This is a genomic window from Variovorax ureilyticus (assembly GCF_037889935.1).
Classification (GTDB): domain Bacteria; phylum Pseudomonadota; class Gammaproteobacteria; order Burkholderiales; family Burkholderiaceae_C; genus Variovorax; species Variovorax ureilyticus.
On sequence record NZ_JBBKZU010000003.1, the window covers coordinates 223,630 to 242,099 of the forward strand.

The window sequence follows — 18,470 nt, forward strand, 5'->3', positions numbered from 1 at the left end:
GGCTATAAAACACGCGATGCCTTCGCCCAGCCGATCCGCCGCGAGTGAACTGCCTGCCCCGGAGTTGCGGATCTTTGGCGTGCCCGCGCTGGTGGTGCAGGGGCATGAAGTTCCGCTCTCGCTCAAGCGCGCGTTCGCGCTGCTGGCCTACCTCGCCTTCCACCCCGGGCCCGTGCCCCGGGCGCACCTCGCCACGCTGCTGTGGCCGGATGCCGATGAAGCGCAAGCCCGCACGCGCCTGCGCCGGCTGGTCTACACGCTGGAGGATGTGGCGGGTTGCAGGATGCTTTCGTCGGCCAACGATTGCCTGTCGCTCGCGGCAGGGCGGCTCGAGACGGACGCACTGCAGTTCACCCGCTTCGCGCGCAGCGCCGTCGCGTCGGAGGCACTCGAGGACGCCACGCTGGCCCAGGCGCGGCAATGGATTGCCTGCGCGCGTCGTCCGCTCTTGCAGGGCATCGTCCTGGGGTCCGATGCGTTCGTCGATTGGCTCAAGGCGGTGTCGATCGAGCACGAACACCTCCTCGCGCGCCTGCTGGAGCGGGTGATCGATGCGTTGGCGAGGCGGGGCGAGTTCGCCACGGCGCTGGACCTCGCCGAGGTTCTTCTCGCGCTCGATGCCTACCGCGAACCCAGCTACGTCCTTCTGATGCAGCTTCATGCCCTGCAGGGGCACAGCGCGGGGGTCGAAGCCGCCTACACGCGCTGCGCGGACGTCCTGCGCGCGGAGTTCGGCATCCGCCCGGGTCCGCAGACCGAGAAAGCGTACCTGCGGATGACCGAAGACCTCCGGCGGCTGTGGTCCCACCGCGTCGAACGGCCCGGCGTGCGGTTCGCCGAGAGCGCCGCGGGGGCCATTGCCTACACGGTGATCGGCTCGGGCGAGCAAGCACTGGTCGTTTGCCCTGGCTTCTTGTGCCACATCGAGATTGCGTTGGAGCATCCCCCGATTCGCGCGTGCATCGAGGCGCTGGCCGAGCACTTCCGCGTGGTGCTGTTCGACCGGCGCGGTATCGGCATGTCCGAGCGTCTTCGCGCCGCGAGCACGCCCGCCGCCCTGGCTCAGGACATCGAGGCGATCCTCGACGACGCGCAGGTGGAGAAGGCGTGGCTCTTCGGTTCGTCCGAGGGCTCCCTCGGCGCGATGCGCTTGGCGGTGGACCAGCCGGATCGCGTCGCGGGACTGTGCCTTTTCGGGGCACTGGCGCGGGGATCCGCTGCGCCGGACTATCCGTGGGCCTTGCCCGCCGCCGCCTACGACGTCTGGCTGAAGCGGCTCGTGGCCGGATGGGGCGGCCCGGTCGGCATCGAGACCTTCGCGCCGAGCGAGCAGGACGATCCCGCGGTGCGGGCCTGGTGGGCACGCCTCGTGCGCCATGCCGCGTCGCCCGGCGGCCTGGAAGCCATCCTGGCGGGCCTGCGCGATGCCGACATGCGCCCGGAACTGACGCGCATCAGGGTGCCGACGCTCGTGATGCACAGGCGTGGCGATCGCGCGGTCCGGTTCGAAGCCGGCGAGCATCTGGCCCGGACGATTCCCGGCGCGGTCTGGCATCCACTGGAAGGTGCCGATCACTTCTGGTGGGCGGGCGACAGTCGACCGGTCGTCCAGGCGATAGCGGACTTCGCCGCTCCGGCGGAGCGTTAGCATGTCGATCGCACCCTGCATCCGTCCGTCCACGCCGTCATGTCTGCACCTCTGATCGCGGCCCTGTTCTTCACGGTGGCGCTGCTCGTCATCACGACCTATTTCATCTTCGGGTCGGTGCCGCTGCTGATACTCAAGCACGACACGCCCATGGACTCGCGGTTCGTGCAGGGCTTCTTCGACACCTACTATCGGATCGCGATGTTCGCCGCCGGTGCGACGGCCGTGAGCTACGTGCTGGCCGGGCGCCCGGCCTTTGCGGCCGAAGCCGCGGCTCTCGCGGTGCTGGCCATCGCGCTGCGCCGGAAGATCGTCTCGAAGATGAACGCGGTGCGCGATCAGATGCAGGTCGACGCGGCAGGCGCCATACGGGCATTTCGCCATGTCCACATCGCGGCGATATCGATCAACCTGGTGCAGCTCGTGCTGATCGTCTGGACCCTGATCGCCGTTTCGATGGCGCAGCGATAGCGCCAGGCAGCGCCAATCAGCACCGATCGTCCAGACGACGGCATCCGGCCGCAGATTAGGATGTCGCATGCCATCCGCAACCGACATCTCCGATTTCCTGGCCGCCGAATTTCCACAGACCAAGTGCAGGGTGGATGCCGTCGGCGGCATGTCCGCCACGGTGCGCCACGAAGTCGGGCCCCACGAACTGCGTCCCGGCGGAACGGTCTCCGGGCCGGTTCTTATGACGGTCGCAGACGTCGCCCTGTACGTCGCGATCCTCGGCGAGATCGGCATCGTGCCGCTGGCGGTGACGACCAACCTCAACATCAACTTCCTGCGAAAGCCGCCGGCGGATCGAGCCATCGTCGGTGTCTGCAAGCTCATCAAGGTGGGGCGGACGCTGGCGGTCGGGGAAGTCGCCCTGTATTCGGAGGGCCTGCCCGAACCGGTCGCGCACGTCGTGGGCACCTACGCATTGCCGCCAGACAGGCCGCGGTGAGACCGCTGCCCTTCAACTTTCGCCCGGGCTGCCGATAACCCGTTCCGGACCCTCATCGAACGGAAAGAACCATGGTTTCAGCAGTCGGCACAAGCACCAGCACTGCCACGGGCGCAAGCAGCAACATCAGTTCGCAGATCGCGGCGCTGCAACAGCAGTTGACTGCGCTGCAAAAGCAGTTGACCAAGCTGCAGAAGGGCGACAGCACGCAGGACATCCAGATGCAGGACAACCTGCTGTCCCGCCAGAGCGCGATGATCCAGACGGAAATCACCGCGCTGCAGGCCGCCTCGACGCAGAAGAGCGCCATGCACGGTGCCCAGGCCGCGAGCAATTCGCGGGCTGCGATGGACGCGGTATCGGCCAGCTCGATCGACACGCGTATCTGAAGGCGGCTGCCATGGCGCAGTCGGGGGCTTCGTGCCGACCCTCATGGAGAACGGCCGATGCCGGCCGACAATGAGGCGAACGCCAAGGAGATCGCATGACCTGGAGCCGGGCAGCCACCGTGATCGTCGTCCTGTGCAGCGCGTTGTTGGCCGGATGCGCCAGCGATCCGTCGCGCCTGCCGCTCGGCGTCGATCGCGCCCAGGCGCTGCAGCAGCTCGGGCCGCCCACGTCCGTCTATCCGATGCCCGATGGAGGGCAGCGCCTGCAGTACTCGTACGGGCCGGCCGGCTTCGCGGTGTTCAACGTCGATGTCGATGCCACCGGCCATGTGCGGTCGGTGCGGCAGGAACTGAACGAAGGCCTGTTCGGCAGCACGATCCGTCCCGGCGAATGGCGGGTGGAAGACGTGTTGCGCACCTACGGCCCACCCTACGAGCAAAGCCGCGTGACCTCCTTCGACGGCGTGGTGTGGTCGTGGCGTTACCTGCAGATCAACAACCGGCGCTTTCTCTACATCTACATCGATCCGACGGGGCGGGTCGATCACTACAACGTCGGCGACGACCTGCTGGACCGTCGGTGGCGGTGGTGACCGGCGCGTCCGCTCAGAACACCCCGAAGACCTTGAGCAGGATGATCACGCCGATGGGCACGCCACAAAGCCAGAGAATGAGACTCTTCATGTTGGACTCCTGTCGATGAGCCCATGATGGTCGGCACGGGTGCGGGCGCAAGAAAGACAAAGCCACTGACGGGCGTCCGCATCCGGCCTACGCGCTGCGCCTTGGCCCCCATTGGCGGCGCGGGGCCGATGCGGTGTCTACCGTAGCGTCTGCACCAGCCGCAGCATCGCCTCGATGCCCGCATCGAACCGCGGCGTGAGCATGGTGCCCAGATGGGGCATGAGCAACTGCAGCATGCCGATGCCCGCGAGCAGGGTCAGCGGGAAGCCGACCGCGAAGATGCTGAACTGCGGCGAGGCGCGGTTGAGGATGCCCATCGCCAGGTTGAGCGTGAGCAGCGTGGTGACCAGCGGCAGCGACAGCATCAGACCGGTCGCGAAGATCTGCCCCCCGCCGCTGGCGATGACCATCCATCCGTTGGTGTTGAGCGGCGCGTCCGAGATCGGCAGCGCCTGAAAGCTCTCGGCCAGTGCTGCGATCATCATCAGGTGGCCATCGACCGCGATGAAGATCAGCATCGCGAGCATGTTCAGGAAACGCGCCACCACCATGGTCGCGCCGCCGTTCATCGGGTCGAAGAAGGACGCGAACGACAGGCCCATCTGCAGGCCGATGTATTCGCCCGCCGCCAGAACCGCGGTGAAGACCAGCTTCATGGTGAAGCCCATGGCCGCGCCGATGAGGACCTGCTGGATGATGATCCAGACGCCGCCCGCCGAGACGACCGGCACGTCGGGCATCGGGCCGAGCGTCGGCGCGAGCAGGATCGCGAACACGGCCGCGAAGCCCACCTTGACCTGCCGCGGGACGGTCGCCTCGCCGAGGACCGGCGCGGTGCTGACCAGCGCCAGCATGCGAACGAAGGGCCACAGGAAGGCCACCAGCCAAGCGGTGAGCTGTGCGGAGGTGACCGAGAAGACCTGCGGCATCAGGTTGGCGCCGGGCCGCCCCAAGGCAACCTGCGGCCCCCTTGGGGGGCAGCGACACACGAAGTGAGGAGCGTAGGGGTCATGCAGGCCCTAGCCCACGAGCTGCGGAATGCTCATGAACAGTGCGCGGATGTAGTCGAGCATCTTCTCGAGCATCCACGGTCCGGCAACGATCAGCGTGAGGAAGATCGCCACCAGCTTGGGGATGAAGGAGAGCGTCGCTTCGTTGATCTGCGTGGCCGCCTGGAAGATGCTGATCACCAGACCGATCACCAGCGCCACCAGCAGCAGCGGCGCGCCGAGCATCAGCGACACCTGGATGGCCTGGCTGCCGATGGTCATGACGGTTTCGGGGGTCATGGCCGGCCTCCCGCCGGGCCGCCCCAAGGGAGGGCCGCGCCCCCTCGGGGGGCAGCGACGACACGAAGTGCGGAGCGTGGGGGCATCATGGCCTTAGGTGAAGAAGCTCTGCGCGAGCGCGCCGATCAGGAGTTGCCAGCCGTCCGCCAGCACGAAGAGCATCAGCTTGAACGGCAGCGCGATGCTCGCCGGCGGCACCATCATCATCCCCATCGACATCAGAACGCTCGCGACCACCATGTCGATGATGAGGAAGGGGATGAAGATGGTGAAGCCGATCTGGAAGGCGGTCTTCAGCTCGCTGATGACGAAGGCGGGCAGCAGGATGCGCAGCGGCACGTCCTCGGGGCCTTGCATCTCGGGTGCCTTGGCCAGCTTCGCGAAGAGCGCGAGGTCGTTCTCGCGCGTCTGCCGCAGCATGAAGGTCTTGAAGGGTTCGATGCCGCGTTCCAGTGCCTTCTCGGCGCTGATCTTGTTGTCCGCGAAGGGCTTGTAGGCGTCGCTGTAGGCCTTGTCGAACACCGGCGACATCACGAAGAAGGTGAGGAAGAGCGACAGCCCGACCAGGATCTGGTTCGGCGGCGAGGCCTGCGTGCCGATCGCGGTGCGCAAGAGGCCCAGGACGATCAGGATGCGCGTGAAGCTGGTCATCGACAGCAGCAGCGCGGGCAGGAAGGTGATCGAGGTCAGCATCACCAGCGTCTGCACGCTGAGCGACCAGGTCTGGCTGCCGCCGGGGCCGGGCGTGCTGGTCAGGCCCGGCAGGCCCTGCGTCCAGGCCGCGAGCGGCAGCGTGGCCGCGAGCAGCACCACGCCGCCCCGAAGGCTTCGGCGAAAAAGGTTGCGCATCATGGAGCCGGGCGGGTCTTGCCGGTGATGGATTCGCGCAGCTTCTGCGCGAAGAGTTCGATGGGTTTGAGCGCTGCGGCGTTGGCGGCAACCGGGTCTTGCGGCATCGCCTGCGCGGGCAAGGTGTGCAGCGTGTTGATCTGGCTGTGCGTCACGCCGAGCACGAGCCAGTTGCCGCCGACCTCGACGACCACGACGCGCTCGCGCTGTCCGATGTTCGAGCTCGACACCACCTTCACGACGTTGCCGCCATTGAAGCGCTGCAACCCGAAGCGCCGCGCGAGCCACGCGCAAAGAAAGATCAGCCCCAGCACCACCACCATGCCGAACCCCGCCTGCAGCAGCCCGCCCGCGCCGACCGCCGGCGCAGCCTCTGCACCGCCGTGCGAAGGCACCGTAGGCAGCACCGCATGCGCCGGCAGCGCCGCAAGCGCCACCACAGCCGTAGAAAAGCGAGCGCACAAGGCCAGAAATCCCGTGGAACCGGCTTTGCCGGGCCACCGGGATTGCCCCCTGGAAGGGGGTGCAGAGCCACACGAAGTGGGCGAGGCTGGGGGTGAGCCAAGTGATCCCGTGGAACCGGCTTTGCCGGGCCACCGGGATTGCCCCCTGGAAGGGGGTGCAGAGCCACACGAAGTGGGCGAGGCTGGGGGTGAGCCAAGTGATCCCGCGGAACCGGCTTTGCCGGGCCGCTGGGATTGCCCCCTGGAAGGGGGTGTCAGAGCCACACGAAGTGGGCGAGGCTGGGGGTAAGCCATTACCTTGCGAGTTTCTGCATGCGCTCGGAGGGCGTGATGATGTCCGTCAGGCGAATGCCGTACTTCTCGTTCACCACCACCACTTCGCCCTGCGCAATCAGGTAGCCGTTGATCAGCACGTCCAGCGGCTGGCCGGCCAGCGCGTCGAGCTCGACGACCGAGCCCTGCGAGAGCTGGAGCAGGTTCTTGATGGTGATGCGGGTGCGGCCGATCTCGGCGGTGAGCTGCACCGGCACTTCCATCACGCGCGCGATGTCGAGCGCGGTGACGCCGGCCGCGACCGATGCCGTTTCCTGGATCTGCTGGAAGACCTGCGACGCGGCGGGCGCGGGGGCCGGTTCGGGCGATGCTGCGGTCTGCTCGGCCAGTGCGGCGGCCCAGTCGTCGGCTTCGCTGGCTGAAGAAGTGTTGTCAGTCATGGTCGTTCTTCGAATCGCTGTCTTGGTGAGTGATCATGTTTTGCACGCGCAGGGCGTAGCGGTCGTTCGAGATGCCGTAGCCGCACTCCATCACCGGCACCCCGTCGACCTTGGCGACGACGCTTTCGGGCAGGTCGATGGGCAGCACGTCGCCCACCTGGAGCTTGAGGATCTCGCCGATCGTGGAGGACATCGTCACGAAATCCGCGGTGAGCTCGACGTCGGCGGCCTGCATCTGCCTGGACATCTGCTTGACCCAGCGCTTGTCGATCTCGACCTCGTCCTGGATCGGGTTCGAGAGCAGGTCGCGGATCGGCTCGATCATCGAATACGGAATGCACACGTGCAGGAAGCCGCCGATGGGGCCGAACTCGATCTGCAGCGTGGTGTTCACCACCACTTCGTTGGGCGCGACGATGTTGGCGAGCTTGCCGTGCATCTCCGCGCGGATGTAGTCGAAGGCCAGCGGATGCACCGGCTGCCAGGCCTCGGCATAGCACTGCAGCGAGAGGTCGAGCAGCCGCTTGATGATGCGCTGCTCGGTGCGCGTGAAGTCGCGGCCTTCCACGCGCACGTGGTAGCGGCCGTCGCTGCCGAAGAGGTTGTCCACGACGAGGAAGACCAGCTTCGGATCGAACACGAAGAGCGCGGTGCCGCGCAGCGGCTTCATGTGCAGCATGTTGATGTTCGCCGGCACCGGAAGGTGGCGCACGAACTCGCCGTACTGCTGGATCTGCACCGGGCCCACCGAGATGTCGGGGCTGCGGCGCATGAAGTTCAGCAGTGCGCTGCGCAGGCCGCGCGCGAAGCGGTCGTTGATGACCTCCAGCGTGTGCATGCGGCCGCGCACCACGCGGTCGGGCGCACCGAGGTCATAGGCTGGAAGTCCGTCGGCGGGCGGCGCGGGCTTCGATGTCTGGTCGACGCTGCCGCCGGTGACGCCGTTCAGCAGCGCATCGACCTCGTCCTGCGAGAGGACCTGTTCATAGGCCATGGGTCGCTTGCCTTCGGGTGGTTATTGCACCACGAAGGTGTTGAACGAGACGCTGGCGATGCCTTGCGGCGGCAGGGTGTCGTTGAGCGGACGGTTCAGCTCGTCGCGCACTTCGCCCGCGATCCGGGACTTGTCCTCGGTGGACATCAGCGTGTCGGGCGCGCGGTTCGACAGCAGCAGCAGCGCGCGGCTGCGCAGCTCGGGCATGAACTCGACGATCTGCGCCTTGGCGGCCTCGTCCTTCACCTTGAGCGTCATGCCGACGTGCAGGTACTTCCGGCCTTCGGCCTGGAGGTTGACCGTCATCGGCTCGAGCGTGACGAAGATCGGCTTCTCGGGCACGGGCTTCGCGGCTTCGGCCGGCGCGGCGCCCGGCTTGTGCTGGAAGTACATGGTGCCGGCCACACCGGCGGCGAGCACGGCAACGCCGATCAGCAGGCCGATCATGAGCTTCGACGAGCGGGGTGCTGCGGCAGGCGCGGCGGTAGCGGCGGGAGATGAAGTAGCCATGTTGAAGCGAGGTAACTGGTTCGGTCTATTCTTTGCGAACTCCCCTGCAGGCGAACGGCTGATCAAGCGTGGAAAAACGCTTCAGATCCGTTCATTGCAGAAGGCAAGGTTCACGCGAAGGTGTCCAGGCCGGCGGTGGCGCGGCGCGGGCTGGACGCCGACGCCGCCGTGGCCACCGGCTGCGTTGCGGCGCTGTCTGCGCGCGCCGAACCCGGATAGTCCGGCTGGCCTTGAGAGCGCTGCGGGTTCTGTTCGGCGAAGGCGCTGCCGCCGTTCGGCTGGCGGGCCTCCGCGCCGACCGAGGTCTGGCCGAGGTTGATGCCCTGTTCGGCCAGCGTGGTGCGCAGTTGCGGCAGCGCGGCCTCGACCGCCTTGCGCACCGATTCGTGCGCGGAGACGAACATCGCCTGCGCCTGGTTGTCGCCCATGGTCAGCGTGACCTTGAGCGGGCCGAGGTTGGCGGGATTGAGGTTGAGCTCCGCGACCTGGTGGCCGCCGGTGCTCATGCGGATCATCTGGTGGCCGATGGCCGTGCCCCACTCGCTCGTGCCGACCTCGGGGGCGACAGCCAGGGGGGGCGTGGCTTTCGCGGGCTCGGCGGCGCGGTCGAGGGCTGGTGCGGCGCTGGCTTGCAGGCCCGCCAGGGCTGGCGGCGCGGGGTCGGGGGTGGCATCGGCCGAGGCTGTGTCCGTGTGCACGGCCGGCGCGTCGGGCTTGGCGGCTTCGACGGCGGCCGTGGCTTGCGACACCGCTGCGGATGGGTCCGTGGCCGCTGCGGCCGCGTTGGCGTCGGCGGCGGATGCGGGCTTCGCGGCAACGGGCGACTTGGCATCTGCGTTTGGCGGGATGACCGGTGCAGATTCCGGTGCCGGTGCCGGTGCCGGTGCCGGCGCCGGCGCGTTGGCGGCGGCAGCCGTCGTGGCGTCCCCGTCCGAAGACGTCGCAGCCGCCGTTGCGGCCGCGGCGATCGGCAGGCTGGCGCTGTCCACACGATCCGCCGCCGGCTTCGCCGCGTGAGCGTCCTGGCCGCCGTCCTTGGCGGAGAGTTGCGGGGCGTCCCCGGCAGCGGTCTCTTTGGACGATGCGGCGCCTGCGGCGAGTGCATCTGCCGTTGCTGCGGCCCCTGACTTCGCTGCCGCCTCGGGCGTCAGCTTGGCCTGCGCGGCGGAAGGCACGATGGGCGCGGACAGCGGCGCGAGAAGCGCCATGACATCGTCCGCGCTGAGCTCGGTCTTCTTTTCCCCGGGGCGGGTCGTCTTGCGGCCTGCAAGCGTCTCGGTGCCGCGCGCCTCGGCGGTCTGCTGTGCGTCCGGGTCGCTCGTTGCGCGCGAGCGGTCGAGCGCGGCGCCGAAGCTGCGGCCGTCCGACGGCTCGGCGTTGCGCCCACGCGGACCGGAGGTGGCGCCCTGCAGGCCGGAGAGATTGATGGAAGGCGAAATGGCGGTGGGCATGGGGGCTCCGGAAGCTTCAGAGGGTCGGGTTCGCGGCGCGGTCGAAGAACTTGCGTGCCGCGCGTTCGTCGCTCTCGCGCTGTTCGCGCTTGGCCTGCGCCATCAGCTCCTGCCGGCGCACGCGCTCGGCGAGCGTGTCGAAGGAATTGAGGCGGCGCTTGTTGTTGCGCCAGTCGTCGCGGCCGCGGTCCAGCCGCGTCATGGCCTGCGCGACGATGGCCCGCTGCTGGTCGATCGCGCCGTCGAGCGTGACCAGGAAGGCCTGGTAGTTGCGCAGCTTGGCGGTGGCGAGGCCCTCGCTCATCAGCGCCTGCAGCTGCAGGGCGTAGTCCTGGCGGTACTTCATCAGCATCTCCAGCTTCTGGCTGGCGGTGAGCTGTGCGCTTTGCAGCAGGCCGAGCCGCTTGGCGGACTCGTCGGTCTGCGTGCGGGCGAGGTCGGTCAGCATTTCAAGGGGGAGTCGCTGGGGCATGGTCTTTCCTTGCGGGGTCAGCCGGGCTCGAAGAGCTTGGTCATGCGCGCAATCGATGCGGCGTAGTCGGTGCGTTCTTCCATGGCCTGCTGCAGGAAGGCCTCGATGCGCGGATACATCGCGATCGCCTGGTCGAGCTGGATGTCGTGGCCGGGCGCATAGGCGCCGACGCTGATCAGGTCGCGGTTGCGCTGGTAGCGCGAGAGCATCTGCTTGAAGCGGCGCACCACGTCGAACTGCGTGGGCGGGATCAGCGCGGTCATTGCGCGGCTGATCGACGCCTCGATGTCGATGGCCGGGTAGTGGCCCGCCTCGGCGAGCGTGCGAGAGAGCACCACGTGGCCGTCGAGGATCGCGCGCGCCGAATCGGCGATCGGGTCCTGCTGGTCGTCGCCCTCCGACAGCACGGTGTAGAACGCGGTGATCGATCCGCCGTGACCGTTGGCATCGCGTGCGCCGTTGCCGGCGCGCTCCACCAGTGCAGGCAGCTTCGCGAACACCGAGGGTGGATAGCCCTTGGTGGCGGGCGGCTCGCCCACGGCCAGCGCGATCTCGCGCTGCGCCATGGCATAGCGGGTGAGCGAATCCATGATGAGCAGCACGTCCTTGCCCTGGTCGCGGAAGTACTCCGCCAGGCAGGTGGCATAGGCCGCGCCCTGCAGGCGCAGCAGCGGCGAGTTGTCGGCCGGTGCGGCGACCACCACCGAACGCGCGAGGCCTTCCTCGCCGAGCGTGTTCTCGATGAAGTCCTTCACTTCGCGGCCGCGTTCGCCGATCAGGCCGACCACGATCACCTCCGCGCTCGTGTAGCGGGCCATCATGCCCAGCAGCACGCTCTTGCCCACGCCGGAGCCGGCGAAAAGGCCCATGCGCTGGCCCCGGCCGACGGTGAGCATCGCGTTGATCGCGCGCACGCCGACGTCGAGCACCGAGTCGATCGGCGCGCGCGTGAGCGGATTCATCGGCGGCGACGAGAGCGGCACCTTGCGCGCGATGTCGAGCGGGCCGAGCCCGTCCAGGGGCCTTCCCGCGGCATCCACGACGCGGCCGAGCATGCCTTCGCCGACGGGCAGACGCTTGGCGTGGCCTTCGCCCGCAAGAGACGAACCCGTGCCGCCATTGCGCGGAATCACGCGTGCGCCGGGAAGCAGGCCGGACACTTCGCTTTGAGGCATCAGGAAGAGCTTGTCGCCCGCGAAGCCGACCACTTCGGCTTCGGCATGGCGATGCGTGTGGCCCGGCGGCAGTTCGACCAGACAGTCGCTGCCCACCGGCAGTTGCAGCCCCACGGCTTCGAGCACGAGACCCACCGCGCGCGTGAGGCGGCCCGACTGCACGCTGATCGGCGCGCGGCTCACGTCGTGGCGCGCGCGTGCGAGCGTGTCGAGCCAGGATTGAAGATGGCGGTCGGACGACCCGAGAGGCGTGGCAACGGTCATCGATCAGATTCCCTGCGCGTCCGCATCTCGACGGAGTGCGGTGGTCACGTTCTTCCAGCGGGTTTCCAGGCTGGCGTCGCGTTCTCCGCTCGCGGACTGCACGCGGCAGCCGCCGCGCGTCATGGTGTCGTCGGCGCGCACCTGCCAGCCGGCGGCCTCCAGTTCGTTGCCGAGGCTGTTCTTCACCAACGCGACGTCGTCCGGATGCAGGAGCAGGCGCGGCTCCCCCTGCAGGGCGGGTTCGGCGTGCAGCAGATCCTGCACCAGCGGCAGCACCCATTCGGGTTCGGCACTCAGGGTGCGGTGAACCACCTGCCGCGCGATGTCGAGTGCGAGCGTGAGAAGCGCATCGGCGACTTCGCCTTCGGCGCGGCGCAGTGCTTCCGGGAGGGTGGTCGCGATGGCGCGAAGCTGTTCGGCATGAGCGCTCGCGGCCGCGAGTCCCGCGGCGACGCCTTCGGCATGGCCTTCGGCGAGTCCTTGCGCGCGACCCTTGTCGAGGCCTTCCTTGCGGCCTTCGGCTTCGCCGGCTGCGCGCGCCTCGCGGCGCAGTTGGGCAAGCTCGGCGGCATGCAGCAGGGCGGGCGAGGGCGCCACCTCGGCGGATGCGGCAGCGAGGCGCTGGCAAGCGTCTGCCGGTTGCGCTTCGGTGAGCGTGTCCATCTCCCAGCGCTGCCAGGCCGACCGCACCGGCTTGCCGGGGCGGGAGGGCTGTGGCGCCGCGGCGCGTGCGGGCGGCGCGGGCGTCGCGGGCGGCGCGGGTGGCGTGTAGGCCGACGCGAGCAGCGCGCGCGCACCGGGGGCGAAGGCGTGCCGGGCCTGCTTAGACAAAGTCATCGGTGCCAGGCGCTGCGATCACGATTTCGCCGGTCTCGGCAAGACGGCGTGCCACCTGCAGGATCGACTTCTGTTCGGCCTCGACCTGCGACACGCGCACGGGTCCGCGCAGTTCCATGTCCTCGCGCAGCGTCTCGGCGGCGCGCTGCGACATGTTGGCGAGGAACTTGTCGCGCAGCTCCTGCGGCGCGCCCTTGAGCGCGATGATGAGCGAGTCGGACTCGATGTCCTTGAGCAGGCGCTGGATGCTGCGGTCCTCGAGGCCCAGGAGGTTCTCGAAGACGAACATCTCGTCCACGATGCGCTGGGCCAGCGCGTCGTCGACTTCGCGCACATGGGCGATCGCTTCCTCTTCCTGCGCGCTCGCCATGAGGTTGACGATCTCCGCCGCGGTGCGCACACCGCCGAGACGGCTGCGCTTGAGGCCCTGGCCGGACAGCATCTCGGTGAGCACGTCGGTGAGCTCGCTGAGCGCCGAAGGCTGCACGCCGCCGAAGGTTGCGATCCGCATGATCACGTCGTGGCGCAGGCGCGTCGGCAGCTTCTCCAGCACTTCCGACGCCTTCATGCGGTCCAGGTGAATGAGCACCGTCGCGAGGATCTGCGGATGCTCGTCGCGGATGAGTTCGGCGACTTCGCCGGCTTCGAGCTGGTTGAGGCGCTCGATGCCGCTGTGCGGCTCGTCCGCCTGCAGGATGTCTTCGAGCAGGTTGCTCGCGCGGTCGTCGCCGAGCGCCTTCCTGAGCACCGCGCGGATGTAGCTGCTCGAGCCGAGATGCAGGGCGGAGAGCTGCTCGGTCTCCTGCCTGAATTCGGCGAGCACCGACGAGAGTTCCTCCTTCGAGACGGCGCTGAGCTTCGCCATCGCGAGGCCGAGCGTCTGCACCTCGGCGGTGGGCAGGTGGTGGAGCGCGGCGGCCGCGCGGTCTTCACCGAGCGCCAGCAGGAGGATGGCGCTCTTGCGGGTTCCGAGTTCACTGATCATTGCTGTTCATCCAGTGCTGGATCAGGGTGGCGACGAGCTTGGGGTCCTGCTCGGCGAGCTGATGGGCGTAGTCCATGTCGGCCTTCTGGCGTGCGGCTTCACGCACGCGCAGTGCTTCTTCCGGCGAAACCTGCGGCGCGTCGTCCAGCTTCGGTTCGTCGCCGCCGGACTCCGGCATGGCGGCCACCGGCTCCGGCGCCGGCGGCGGCGCGAGGTGCTTGCGCAGCAGCGGGCGAAGCACCGCGAACCACGCGAAGAGCGCCAGCAGCGCAACCAGCAGGTAGCCGCCGATCGTCTTGGCCAGGTCGATGTACTGCGGGTCTCGCCAAGCCGGCACTTCCGGCGCGGCCGGCTCGCGGTCGTCGGCGAAGGCGCTGTTGACCACGTTGAGCGAATCGCCGCGCTCCTGGCTGAAGCCCATCGCTTCCTTGGCGAGGTTGCGGATCTGGTCGATCTCGACCGGCGTCAGCGCGCGTTGCGTCGTCTTGCCGCCTTCGACCGCGTCCTTGTAGTTCACGACCACCGCGACCGACAGGCGCCGGACGCCGCCCGCGCTCTGCTGCACGTGGCGGATCGAGCGGTCGAGCTCGTAGTTGGTCGTCACGTCCTTGCGCGAGCTGCCGGGAGCGGAGGCTGCGGCGGTCGACACGGCCGAATTGGCTGCGTTGGCGGCAGCGGCGTTCTGGGCACCGCGGGCCCCCTGTGCGTTCTGTGCGCCCGGCGCACCTTGCACGCCGGGCTGGCCGGGCTGGGGCGGATTGGTGATCGGCGCGGTCGGGTTCACCGGCGGCTGGTTCGACAGCGCGCCCGGCACGCCGCCCGGAGGCACCGCGCCGCGCTGGTTCGATTCGCTCGACTGCTGGCTGCGAACCGCGGCGCGCGACGGGTCCGCGTTGGGGCTGTACTTCTCGTCGGTGTGCTCGACGATCGAGAAGTCGATGTCCGCCGCGACCTGCGCGCGCACGTTGTTCGCGCCGACGATCGGCTGCAGGATCGCCTCGATGCGGCGGATGTAGCCCTGCTCGATTTCCTGCGTGTACTTGAGCTGGCTCACGTCGAGCCCGCGCGCGCCGCTGTTCGCGGCCGACAGCAGGTTGCCGCGCTGGTCGACCACGGTCACGCTCTTGGCGTCCAGCTCGGGCACGCTGCTGGAGATCATGTGCGCGATCGCGCTGACCGTGCCTTCGTCGATGCTGCGGCCGCGCTGCAGTGTGAGCACCACCGAGGCGGAAGGCTTCTTCTGCTCGCGCACGAAGAGCGAAGGCTTCGGGATCGCGAGGTGCACGCGCGCCGACTCGACGCTGGCGATGGATTCGATCGAGCGCGCGAGCTCGCCTTCGAGCGCGCGCTGGTAGTTGACCTGTTCGGCGAACTGGCTGGTGCCGAACTTCTGGTTGTCCATCAGCTCGAAGCCCACGCCGCCGGCCTTGGGCAGGCCCTGCGCTGCGAGCTTCAGGCGTGCCTCGGGCACCTTGTCGGCCGGGATGAGGATCGCGCCGCCGCCTTCGGCGAACTTGTAGGGCACGTTCATCTGCTGCAGCGACGCGATGATCGCGCCGCCGTCGCGGTCCGACACGTTGGTGTAGAGCACCTTGTACTCGGGCCCGTGGTTCCACAGCGTGAATGCGGCGGCTGCTGCAACCAGCGCAGCGCCGCCGACGATCATGGGCAGCTTGGGCTGCCCACGAATCCGCTCGAGAAACGGGGGAAGCGAGGAGGCCGCCGGCGGCGCCGCGTTCGCTGGCGTTGCCGCAGCGGTCATTCGCTGGCCCTCGCCTTGGCTGTCGCGCAGTCGCGGTCCGTCGTCATGGTGATGCTTGAAGTTTTCTGTTCAGATTTCATGCCGGAGGCCGATGACTAGGGTCAGCGGACTTTTCGTTTCGCGATCGATTGTCAGGAGACGTCCGGAAATCGATGGGCCGAACAGCGGGGGTTTTTGCCATCTGTTGGCGGCTTGCATGCGGGTCTTCCCTTGATACGCTGAAGGGACGACGAAGCGCCTGCGCGCTTCCTTAGCAACCGCCAAGCGCGAATCAAGAAAGAACCCGAATGTCGATCTCCGCCATCGAATCCGTCCTGCAGCAAATGCGTGCCACGGCCGTGCAGGCAGGCTTCGCGCCCGCATCGACCGCGGCCGCTGCGCCCGCCGAATCAGGCGGCTTCGCGGCCGAACTCAAGCGCTCGCTGGTCAACATCAGCGGCGCGCAGAACCACGCCTACGGCCAGGCCGAAGCTTTCGAACTCGGCAAGCCGGGCGTTGCGCTCAATGACGTGATGGTCGATCTTCAGAAGGCGAACGTTGCGTTCCAGACCGGTATTCAAGTGCGCAATCGCCTCGTGGCCGCCTACCAGGAAGTGATGAGCCTGCAGGCGTAGTGACGCTCGCCCCCAGCCTCGCCCACTTCGTGTGGCTCGGGCACCCCCTTTCCGGGGGCAACCCCAGCGGCCCGGCGGAGCCGGTTCCGCGGGGTTTCTGGGTTTGCGGGTCGGTCAGTTTTTTGGGTTGCGCCCTAAAGGTTTGAAAGCCCCTGTCGATAACAACCTCAACGATGGAATTCGAAACCCCCCAAGGGCAAGAGCCAGCGTTAAGGACCAGAGCTTTCAACCCTTTCTTCTTACTAGGAGTCGAGAATGACGTCTGTCATTAACACCAACAGTCTGTCCCTGCTCACGCAGAACAACCTGAACAAGTCGCAGTCCGCGCTGAACAGCGCGATCGAGCGTCTGTCGTCGGGCATGCGCATCAATAGCGCCAAGGACGATGCCGCGGGTCAGGCCATCGCGAACCGCTTCACGGCCAACATCAAGGGCCTGACGCAAGCAACGCGCAATGCCAACGACGGCATCTCGATCGCTCAGACGACCGAAGGCGCGCTGACCGAAGTCAACAACAACCTGCAGCGCATCCGCGAACTGTCGGTGCAGGCCGCCAACGGCACGAACTCTGCCAGCGACCTCGACTCGATCCAGTCCGAAATCTCGCAGCGCCTTGACGAAATCAACCGTGTTTCGGATCAAACGCAATTCAACGGCGTAAAGGTCCTGTCGGCCGATGCCGGCAAGCTGAAGGTGCAAGTCGGCGCCAACGACGGTGAAACCATCGACATCGACCTGCAAGAGATCAGCGCCAAGACGCTGGGCCTCGATGGCTTCAATATCAACGGCAAGGGCGCCGCCAACAAGACCGCCACCGCCACCGATCTGCTGGTCGCTGGCTGGGCTCAAGGCGCGACGACGAACGGCAACACTGTCTACACAAAGACCCCGAGCCAGGCCGCCACCGCCAATGATGTCTTGGGCAAGATCCAGGACAAGGGCACGGTTGCCATCGGCACCACGACCTACACCTACAGCGCTGCCACCAAGAGCTACACCGCGGCCGATACGGCCCGCACCGGAGCTCCGCTGGTCTCGTCCCTGACGCCGCCTGCTGGCCAATCTGTGACTGCGACTGTGACCCTGGGCGGCAAGTCCACGGACGTCAAGATCGACAGCAATGGCGCGCTGACTGACGCTGCCGACGGCTCGGCCCTGTTCCTGGACGCAGACTTCAACCTCACCAAGACTGGCAATGGCACCACCGTTGCCGCGACGGTTTCCTCGTTGACGACGACGGCCACCGGTATGCAAACCGGCGACAAGATCAAGATCGGCGCTACGGGTGCTACCTACACTGCCACCGCAACCGCCGACACGTTCAGCGTGACGGGCGAGCCGATCTCGGCTTCTGCAGTGGGCGCGCTGGTCAACTCGGGTGTCGCCTCGTCGATCGACATCGACGGCGCCGGTGCAACTGCTGCCTATGCGGTCAGTGCCGCAGGCGCGGTCACGCAAGCGGCCGCTGCGCAGTTCGTCGACATCAGCGGCGCGCTCGTGACGAACGCGGTCCAGACCATCACGATGCATAGCAACGGGATCGTTACCGACGCGAACGCAAACACGGTCTACGCCGACGCAGCTTCGCCGGGCAAGTTGACGACCAACGCCGTCAGCAACTCCACGGCCACGACCGACCCGCTCGCCGCCATCGACGCCGCCCTCTCGAAGGTCGACAAGCTGCGCTCTTCTCTCGGTGCGGTGCAAAACCGTTTCGACTCCACGATCGCCAACCTCGGCACCACCATCACCAACCTGTCGTCGTCGCGCTCGCGCATCGAAGACGCGGACTACGCGGTGGAAGTGTCGAACATGACGCGCGCCCAGATCCTGCAGCAAGCCGGCACCTCGGTGCTGTCGCAGGCCAACCAGACCACGCAAGGCGTGCTGTCCCTCCTGCGTTGATCAACTAGCAGATAGCGAAAGGAATGCCAGGTCCCCTCCCGCAAGGGAAGGTCCTGGCGGCGCCAGGCCTCGTGGCCTGCGCTGTGCCCTGCGGCCATGGCAAGGACAAGGCCGCAGAGCACAGCGAACCCCGCAACCAAGGTGGAAATCATGTCGAACCCGATGCCAGCCATTCCCGCGAAGGACAGCCCTTGGACGCAGTTGCTTGTCGGGCGCGCCGGCGGCGCTTCGCCGGCAGCAACGGGCGCCGGTGCCGGCAAGGCGGCCGAGGCGACGCCCGCGCAGGTCGAGCAAGCCGTCGGCGAAGTGAATGCCGGACTGGACAGCCGTTCGATCGGTCTCCAGTTCGAGATCGACAGGGACACCGACAAGGTCATCGTGAAGGTGGTCGACCGCGTCAATGGCGAGGTGATCCGCCAGATCCCGAACGAGGAAGTGATCCGCATCGCGAAGGTCATGGGCAAGGCGCCGGGGCTGCTGGTCAGCCAGCAGGCCTGAGATCGCGAGCGCCTC

General features: G+C 67.6%; 21 protein-coding genes. 8 read left to right on the forward strand and 13 right to left on the reverse strand.

Annotated elements, in window-relative coordinates; genetic code table 11:
* Nucleotides 1–16 precede the first annotated feature (16 nt).
* From WKW77_RS08415 to WKW77_RS08435, 5 genes are all read left to right on the forward strand, one after another.
* Nucleotides 17–1,648, forward strand: a complete 1,632-nt coding sequence (locus WKW77_RS08415) for a bifunctional AfsR/SARP family transcriptional regulator/alpha/beta hydrolase (RefSeq protein ID WP_340356404.1) — start codon at nucleotides 17–19, stop codon at nucleotides 1,646–1,648.
* Between the two features lie 39 nt (nucleotides 1,649–1,687).
* On the forward strand, nucleotides 1,688–2,119 hold the full coding sequence (locus WKW77_RS08420) for a hypothetical protein (RefSeq protein WP_340356405.1): 432 nt from the start codon (nucleotides 1,688–1,690) through the stop codon (nucleotides 2,117–2,119).
* Between the two features lie 67 nt (nucleotides 2,120–2,186).
* The gene (locus WKW77_RS08425) at nucleotides 2,187–2,600 is read left to right on the forward strand and encodes a PaaI family thioesterase (RefSeq protein WP_340356406.1); all 414 of its coding nucleotides are present in this window, start codon (nucleotides 2,187–2,189) and stop codon (nucleotides 2,598–2,600) included.
* Nucleotides 2,601–2,671: 71 nt separating this feature from the next.
* Complete coding sequence (locus tag WKW77_RS08430; protein ID WP_340356407.1) at nucleotides 2,672–2,989, forward strand: FlxA-like family protein; 318 nt, start codon at nucleotides 2,672–2,674, stop codon at nucleotides 2,987–2,989.
* 95 nt (nucleotides 2,990–3,084) lie between these two features.
* Nucleotides 3,085–3,582 (forward strand): hypothetical protein, encoded by a 498-nt coding sequence (locus WKW77_RS08435; RefSeq protein WP_340356408.1) that lies wholly within the window; start codon nucleotides 3,085–3,087, stop codon nucleotides 3,580–3,582.
* Nucleotides 3,583–3,810: 228 nt separating this feature from the next.
* Here the strand turns inward: WKW77_RS08435 and fliR are convergent, their stop codons facing one another.
* From fliR to fliF, 13 genes are all read right to left on the reverse strand, one after another.
* The gene (gene fliR / locus WKW77_RS08440; RefSeq protein ID WP_340356409.1) at nucleotides 3,811–4,602 is read right to left on the reverse strand and encodes a flagellar biosynthetic protein FliR; all 792 of its coding nucleotides are present in this window, start codon (nucleotides 4,600–4,602) and stop codon (nucleotides 3,811–3,813) included.
* A gap of 90 nt (nucleotides 4,603–4,692) precedes the next feature.
* Nucleotides 4,693–4,962 carry a flagellar biosynthesis protein FliQ gene (fliQ, locus tag WKW77_RS08445; RefSeq protein ID WP_340356410.1) on the reverse strand — a complete coding sequence of 90 codons (270 nt, stop codon included), beginning with the start codon at nucleotides 4,960–4,962 and terminating at the stop codon, nucleotides 4,693–4,695.
* Nucleotides 4,963–5,055: 93 nt separating this feature from the next.
* Nucleotides 5,056–5,814 carry a flagellar type III secretion system pore protein FliP gene (gene fliP, locus WKW77_RS08450; protein ID WP_340356411.1) on the reverse strand — a complete coding sequence of 253 codons (759 nt, stop codon included), beginning with the start codon at nucleotides 5,812–5,814 and terminating at the stop codon, nucleotides 5,056–5,058.
* Nucleotides 5,811–6,275 (reverse strand): flagellar biosynthetic protein FliO, encoded by a 465-nt coding sequence (gene fliO / locus WKW77_RS08455; RefSeq protein ID WP_340356412.1) that lies wholly within the window; start codon nucleotides 6,273–6,275, stop codon nucleotides 5,811–5,813. The genes fliP and fliO overlap by 4 nt, the downstream gene beginning before the upstream one ends.
* 293 nt (nucleotides 6,276–6,568) lie before the next feature.
* The gene (gene fliN, locus WKW77_RS08460; protein WP_340356413.1) at nucleotides 6,569–6,988 is read right to left on the reverse strand and encodes a flagellar motor switch protein FliN; all 420 of its coding nucleotides are present in this window, start codon (nucleotides 6,986–6,988) and stop codon (nucleotides 6,569–6,571) included.
* Nucleotides 6,981–7,982: a flagellar motor switch protein FliM gene (gene fliM / locus WKW77_RS08465; RefSeq protein ID WP_340356414.1), complete on the reverse strand. Its 1,002-nt coding sequence runs from the start codon at nucleotides 7,980–7,982 to the stop codon at nucleotides 6,981–6,983. Before fliM ends, fliN begins: the two co-directional genes overlap by 8 nt.
* Before the next feature lie 21 nt (nucleotides 7,983–8,003).
* Nucleotides 8,004–8,492, reverse strand: coding sequence for a flagellar basal body-associated FliL family protein (locus WKW77_RS08470; protein WP_340356415.1), 489 nt, complete (start codon nucleotides 8,490–8,492; stop codon nucleotides 8,004–8,006).
* 110 nt (nucleotides 8,493–8,602) lie between these two features.
* The gene (locus WKW77_RS08475) at nucleotides 8,603–9,943 is read right to left on the reverse strand and encodes a flagellar hook-length control protein FliK (RefSeq protein ID WP_340356416.1); all 1,341 of its coding nucleotides are present in this window, start codon (nucleotides 9,941–9,943) and stop codon (nucleotides 8,603–8,605) included.
* A 16-nt stretch (nucleotides 9,944–9,959) separates the two neighbouring features.
* Entirely contained in the window at nucleotides 9,960–10,415 is a 456-nt protein-coding gene (gene fliJ / locus WKW77_RS08480) for a flagellar export protein FliJ (protein WP_340356417.1), read from the reverse strand.
* Nucleotides 10,416–10,432: 17 nt separating this feature from the next.
* Nucleotides 10,433–11,854: a flagellar protein export ATPase FliI gene (fliI, locus tag WKW77_RS08485; protein ID WP_340356418.1), complete on the reverse strand. Its 1,422-nt coding sequence runs from the start codon at nucleotides 11,852–11,854 to the stop codon at nucleotides 10,433–10,435.
* Between the two features lie 3 nt (nucleotides 11,855–11,857).
* On the reverse strand, nucleotides 11,858–12,691 hold the full coding sequence (gene fliH / locus WKW77_RS08490) for a flagellar assembly protein FliH (protein WP_340356419.1): 834 nt from the start codon (nucleotides 12,689–12,691) through the stop codon (nucleotides 11,858–11,860).
* Nucleotides 12,678–13,676: a flagellar motor switch protein FliG gene (gene fliG, locus WKW77_RS08495; RefSeq protein ID WP_340356420.1), complete on the reverse strand. Its 999-nt coding sequence runs from the start codon at nucleotides 13,674–13,676 to the stop codon at nucleotides 12,678–12,680. Before fliG ends, fliH begins: the two co-directional genes overlap by 14 nt.
* Entirely contained in the window at nucleotides 13,666–15,438 is a 1,773-nt protein-coding gene (gene fliF, locus WKW77_RS08500) for a flagellar basal-body MS-ring/collar protein FliF (protein ID WP_340356421.1), read from the reverse strand. The genes fliG and fliF overlap by 11 nt, the downstream gene beginning before the upstream one ends.
* Nucleotides 15,439–15,725: 287 nt before the next feature.
* Between fliF and fliE the strand changes: the two genes are divergently transcribed.
* The 3 genes from fliE (at nucleotide 15,726) to WKW77_RS08515 (ending at nucleotide 18,455) form a co-directional block, all read left to right on the forward strand.
* Nucleotides 15,726–16,052, forward strand: coding sequence for a flagellar hook-basal body complex protein FliE (fliE, locus tag WKW77_RS08505; protein WP_340356422.1), 327 nt, complete (start codon nucleotides 15,726–15,728; stop codon nucleotides 16,050–16,052).
* Nucleotides 16,053–16,307: 255 nt separating this feature from the next.
* Nucleotides 16,308–17,957 carry a flagellin N-terminal helical domain-containing protein gene (locus tag WKW77_RS08510; RefSeq protein WP_340356423.1) on the forward strand — a complete coding sequence of 550 codons (1,650 nt, stop codon included), beginning with the start codon at nucleotides 16,308–16,310 and terminating at the stop codon, nucleotides 17,955–17,957.
* A 150-nt stretch (nucleotides 17,958–18,107) separates the two neighbouring features.
* Nucleotides 18,108–18,455: a flagellar protein FlaG gene (locus WKW77_RS08515; RefSeq protein ID WP_340356424.1), complete on the forward strand. Its 348-nt coding sequence runs from the start codon at nucleotides 18,108–18,110 to the stop codon at nucleotides 18,453–18,455.
* Nucleotides 18,456–18,470: the final 15 nt, after the last annotated feature.

Coding starts and splice junctions, on each gene's coding strand:
- WKW77_RS08420 (WP_340356405.1), top strand. CDS start 1,688: ATGTCTGCACCTCTGATCGCGGCCCTGTTCTTCACGGTGGCGCTGCTC.
- fliF (WP_340356421.1), bottom strand. CDS start 15,438: ATGACCGCTGCGGCAACGCCAGCGAACGCGGCGCCGCCGGCGGCCTCC.
- WKW77_RS08415 (WP_340356404.1), top strand. CDS start 17: ATGCCTTCGCCCAGCCGATCCGCCGCGAGTGAACTGCCTGCCCCGGAG.
- WKW77_RS08425 (WP_340356406.1), top strand. CDS start 2,187: ATGCCATCCGCAACCGACATCTCCGATTTCCTGGCCGCCGAATTTCCA.
- fliM (WP_340356414.1), bottom strand. CDS start 7,982: ATGGCCTATGAACAGGTCCTCTCGCAGGACGAGGTCGATGCGCTGCTG.
- fliR (WP_340356409.1), bottom strand. CDS start 4,602: ATGCCGCAGGTCTTCTCGGTCACCTCCGCACAGCTCACCGCTTGGCTG.
- fliH (WP_340356419.1), bottom strand. CDS start 12,691: ATGACTTTGTCTAAGCAGGCCCGGCACGCCTTCGCCCCCGGTGCGCGC.
- fliE (WP_340356422.1), top strand. CDS start 15,726: ATGTCGATCTCCGCCATCGAATCCGTCCTGCAGCAAATGCGTGCCACG.
- WKW77_RS08515 (WP_340356424.1), top strand. CDS start 18,108: ATGTCGAACCCGATGCCAGCCATTCCCGCGAAGGACAGCCCTTGGACG.
- fliI (WP_340356418.1), bottom strand. CDS start 11,854: ATGACCGTTGCCACGCCTCTCGGGTCGTCCGACCGCCATCTTCAATCC.
- WKW77_RS08470 (WP_340356415.1), bottom strand. CDS start 8,492: ATGGCTACTTCATCTCCCGCCGCTACCGCCGCGCCTGCCGCAGCACCC.
- WKW77_RS08510 (WP_340356423.1), top strand. CDS start 16,308: ATGACGTCTGTCATTAACACCAACAGTCTGTCCCTGCTCACGCAGAAC.
- fliP (WP_340356411.1), bottom strand. CDS start 5,814: ATGATGCGCAACCTTTTTCGCCGAAGCCTTCGGGGCGGCGTGGTGCTG.
- fliJ (WP_340356417.1), bottom strand. CDS start 10,415: ATGCCCCAGCGACTCCCCCTTGAAATGCTGACCGACCTCGCCCGCACG.
- fliN (WP_340356413.1), bottom strand. CDS start 6,988: ATGACTGACAACACTTCTTCAGCCAGCGAAGCCGACGACTGGGCCGCC.
- fliG (WP_340356420.1), bottom strand. CDS start 13,676: ATGATCAGTGAACTCGGAACCCGCAAGAGCGCCATCCTCCTGCTGGCG.
- fliQ (WP_340356410.1), bottom strand. CDS start 4,962: ATGACCCCCGAAACCGTCATGACCATCGGCAGCCAGGCCATCCAGGTG.
- WKW77_RS08435 (WP_340356408.1), top strand. CDS start 3,085: ATGACCTGGAGCCGGGCAGCCACCGTGATCGTCGTCCTGTGCAGCGCG.
- WKW77_RS08475 (WP_340356416.1), bottom strand. CDS start 9,943: ATGCCCACCGCCATTTCGCCTTCCATCAATCTCTCCGGCCTGCAGGGC.
- WKW77_RS08430 (WP_340356407.1), top strand. CDS start 2,672: ATGGTTTCAGCAGTCGGCACAAGCACCAGCACTGCCACGGGCGCAAGC.